Source organism: Pseudarthrobacter kochi (genome assembly GCF_055412805.1).
This window is the reverse complement of the sequence record NZ_JBVAYV010000091.1, coordinates 1-4,279: the sequence shown is the minus strand read 5'-3', so window position 1 is coordinate 4,279 and position 4,279 is coordinate 1. Positions and strand designations below refer to the sequence as shown.

Sequence of the window (4,279 nt, the reverse complement as noted above, 5' to 3'; positions counted from 1 at the left end):
AACCCCCAGGGAGACGTGATCACTCAAACGTTCCGGGGTTTCGGGCTTAATCCATCCGCTGCGAGCCATACACCAACATTAACAGAACAGACGCTAAGTAAACGGTATTGGGGTTAGAGCGCGGAATGCTCTGAGCGCCCTGTCACGGCTGACGGCTCTCGGGCTTGTTATGGCATCGCCGCAATTGCAACATTCCTGAGACAATTCATCTGACCTGCACCTTGATCGATATCAATGTCGCTCCACAGTGATAAGAATGATCGGGAAAGCACCGGTGTAAGCCGGAGGCACTCTTGTCAATTGGGGGAAAGAACCAATGAAGGTTCAAGAGTCATGGGCTGGGACGGAATCGTCGCTCAGCAAATTCGTGGCAGCGGAGACGGAAAGCGCGCTTAACGCATATCGGGCGCGACCGGATCTCGTTCGCGAGCACAGCAACATCGAAGCGGCCATCTCGCAGGGCGGGTACGGACGCAAGCAGCTCAACGAGCTCATTCAGAATGCTGCCGATGCCATTGATAAGCCCGGCGGTCGAATCAAAGTAGTTCTGACCCAGGACGCGCTCTACTGCGCAAATGAAGGGCAGCCGTTCACCGAGGCCGGGTTCCGCACGCTGATGCTGTCTCACTCATCCGAGAAGAGGGACGATGCGATCGGTCGTTTCGGTTTGGGCTTCAAATCCGTAATCCAAGTCACCGCTGACCCTCAGATCTTCAGCCGGAGCGGGTCTGTCTCTTGGAGCCAGGAACGCAGCCGCGAAACACTGGAGAAGCTGTACCCCGGTCTCGAAGCCTACCCAATTCTGCGTATAGCGACGCCGGTCGATGCGGCCCTTGAAAGCACCCAGGACCCGGTCCTTGCAAAGTTGATGGAGTGGGCCACAACTGTCGTCAAGCTGCCCCTGTCAGGCAGCATCAGCTGGCTGTCTGACGAAATGACCAACTTTCCGCAAGAATTTCTGCTATTTTCGGACAAAATCGGCTCGCTGGAGTTCGATGACCGCGTTCAGAAATCAGCCGTGACCTGGACCGCCGCCAGGGACGGCGACAAGGTTATCCTCAGTGACGGTAGAAAGAGCGACGCATGGCTCGTCTTCCATCATCAGCACGAGGTCAGCGCACAAGCGGCCGCCGAGGCAGGATCGATCGTCGCCCGTCAGCACGTTGACGTTTCCTGGGCGGTACCAATCACCGGCAACCAGCGCTCCAAACTCGGGCGTTTCTGGAACTACTTCCCCACCCAACACGAGACATCGCTCCGCGGTATTGTGAACGCCGCGTTCAAAATGAACGAAGACCGCCACAGTATGCTCCAGACCCGCTACAACCAGGAGATCCTGACCCGGGCACTCCCGCGGATGGTTGCAGGTGCACTCCCCCGTCTGAGCTCGGAAGATGACCCTGGTCTGTTCTTGGATATCCTCCCCTCCCGCGCAAAGGAGTCATATTCATGGGCAGACGGGGTCATCAACAAACCGATATACGCGATTTTGCCTTTCGTCCCTTGTCTGCCTGACCGGTCTGGAACCCTGCACCTGCCCAACGAGATCAAAATCCAGCCCAGTCTGGACGAAGCGACGCGCCTTACTAACCTGTGGGACTCTTGGGTTCCGCGAGATCGGCCATGGCTGCACCCGGCAGCCTTGCGCGGCCGCGAGCCCCAGGTCATACGAATCCTTGGCGAGGCTAACCTCAAGCGCGCTTCCGTCGAGGAATGGCTGGAGGAAGTCGTCGTAGGTGGCGAGCTTCAAGACTACGAGAACGCCCTGCAACTGGCTGCCCTCATCGACAAGTCCTACAGCGACTACCGGCAGGCGATGCGCCGCAGCCGCATCGTCCTGATGGCCGACGGAAGCGTGCAGCCGCCCATCACGTCTCGAGTCTTCTTGCCTTTGGGCCCGGACGATGAATCGCCGAGCGTTGTCTCCTACGAACTGATGCACCATGGGAGCGCCAACAGTTACCTCCGTTCCCTGGACCTTCAAGCCCAGGACGGCCGGGGAGTCATCAGCCGGGTCGCCAGCGAGGTTGCTCAGGATTACGCGGACAAGGAGCTGGCCGAATCTCTTTGGCGGCTCACCCGGTCGCTTCCTGTCCCGGAGAGCCTCTCCATTGTTAGTGAACGCACGACCCCGGGACGTATTCTGGTCCGTTGCCGGGATACGAAATGGCGTCCACTCGGTGAAGTCTGGATTCCTGGCCCGCTCATCCCCACTTCAAATATTGGAGACGAGCACTTGCTCGTGGATGACCGCTTCCACGGCAATGACCTGCCACTCCTGAAAAATCTTGGCGCACGCACGACCCTGAGCGAAGCCCAAATGACTCGTGACGGTTCAACGTACGAACTTTGGAAGTCGGCCGAAGCAAGCAGGATCTCTTCCGAGTCCCGGACCGGCCCCGCTCCCGTTTCAGAGGCGGGTATTAGGTTCACCCAGGCCTTGACCACCGATGGATTGCACCTTCTCGCCAGCGCTTCTGCGACGACCCGCGCAAAGGTGACACGCGCGCTGTTGAGCCGACCGCAGTATCCGACGAAAATCGAATACACGAGTTCTTTCCGCGGTGCGGAAACCATAGACGGGCCCGACCTGTGGTGGGTCAAGCAGCATGGCTCGCTTGAGACTCCGCTGGGATTGGTAGACACCAAGCGCTGTGTCGGCACCATTGAAGGGATTCCGAGTGACTATCTCCCGCATCCAGGACATGAGGAAGCCATAGCCCTGCGCCTGCCCACGGCCGCCAAGCAGGTCAACTGGACCTACGTCCTTTCTCTGGCTGAAGACAAGCTGCCCACGCAGCAGCTCCATGAGCTTTACGGAGCCCTGGCCCTCCTCGGCGTCCGTGCCCCTAAGGAGCTGGTTGTACCTCTAGGCACAGATCGGAAGACTCGATACTTGACCTCGGAAGTCGTCCTCGCTCTTGATCCTGAAAGCCGCGATTTCCTGGTAAATGTGGCCGCCGCTCCGACACTCTTCACTGGCAACGCAGAGCTGGACGGAGCACTCAAAGACAAGTGGGGTGTTGACGCCACTTCAGTCGAATTCCACACGTCGGTCGATGTGACGCCCTTGGATAATGAAGACGCTCAGAGCATCAAGGCTTTGTACCCGTTCCTGAAACGTGCGGCTGGAGAAGTCGCCGTTCAGACAGTGTGTGTGCCCTGCACGGCGGTTAGCGAGGTTCGCACCAATAGCTTTGATTCCCGGACAGAGGCTACTCCGAAGGCGTCCGTCCTGCAGGACGGTGTGCTCTACTACCGAGCCCCGCAAACAGAACAAGCTCTGCTGACGACGATTCTGGGTGCATTTGGAAGCAACAAATCTGCATCTCAAGTCATGCAGGCGATGCGGCAACTCAAGAAAGACCACGACGCCGCGCTTCGCATCGGACGAGTGAACCGGCAGAAGACGGACGCTGGCAGGTTGGCCGAGCTAGTGGGTCGCGAGACCCTCCTGAAGCTCATCCCCGATGCCGTCATGAAAATGCTGGCTGCCAGGGATCTGGACCTCACCGACGAGCGCCTATTCGAGATCGTCAGCCTTCTGCACGGCAGCAGTCTCCTCAAAGTGCTCAAGCCGGCGCTTTCCGAGGCAGGTATCGAAACACCGGACCAATTCCGAGGCGGCCGTACGGCCCAGGAGTTCGTGAAGGAGCTCGGGTTCTCCCCGGCCATGGCTGGCGAATCAATCAAGAAGAAACCGGAACGCGAGGAGTTCGTTGGACCGGTGGGTTTGAACCCACTTCACCAATATCAGGAGACAACCAGTAAGAAGATCGGCGACCTCCTCGCCGGGAATACCAAGCACAGCCGCGGCTTGGTTCAGTTGCCCACAGGCGCTGGCAAGACACGCGTAGCCGTGGAATCCGTGATCCGAGACATCAAAGCAACGCCGAAGGATGCTCACCGTCTGGTCATCTGGATTGCCCAATCTGAAGAACTCTGCGAGCAGGCAATCGAAACTTGGATGTACGTCTGGCAGGCGGCAGGAGCACCCGGTGAGCGAATGGCGGTGAGCAGGCTTTGGGGTGGGAACAGCGCAATCCGAGAAGAAACCAAGCTCCACCTCGTCGTCGCAACCATTCAAACGCTCGCAAGCATCCAACAGAACCGTCGCTCCATGTACGAATGGATGTCTGATCCCGACCTGGTCATCGTTGATGAAGCCCTGAGGTGTGTCAAGGATGTGAGACAGTCGGGTGGTTTCTTGTCAGTTAGGCAGCCACGGTTTGCGGCTGGTTTTTTGTCTTGAAATTGGCCATCGCGGTGGCCGGCGGCA

At 58.5% G+C, this 4,279-nt stretch carries 1 protein-coding gene; it reads left to right on the top strand.

Translation table 11 applies throughout. The features are described from left to right. Nucleotides 1-316 precede the first annotated feature (316 nt). Nucleotides 317-4,252 (top strand): DEAD/DEAH box helicase, encoded by a 3,936-nt coding sequence (locus ACZY0Y_RS19635; protein WP_463959910.1) that lies wholly within the window; start codon nucleotides 317-319, stop codon nucleotides 4,250-4,252. Nucleotides 4,253-4,279: the final 27 nt, after the last annotated feature.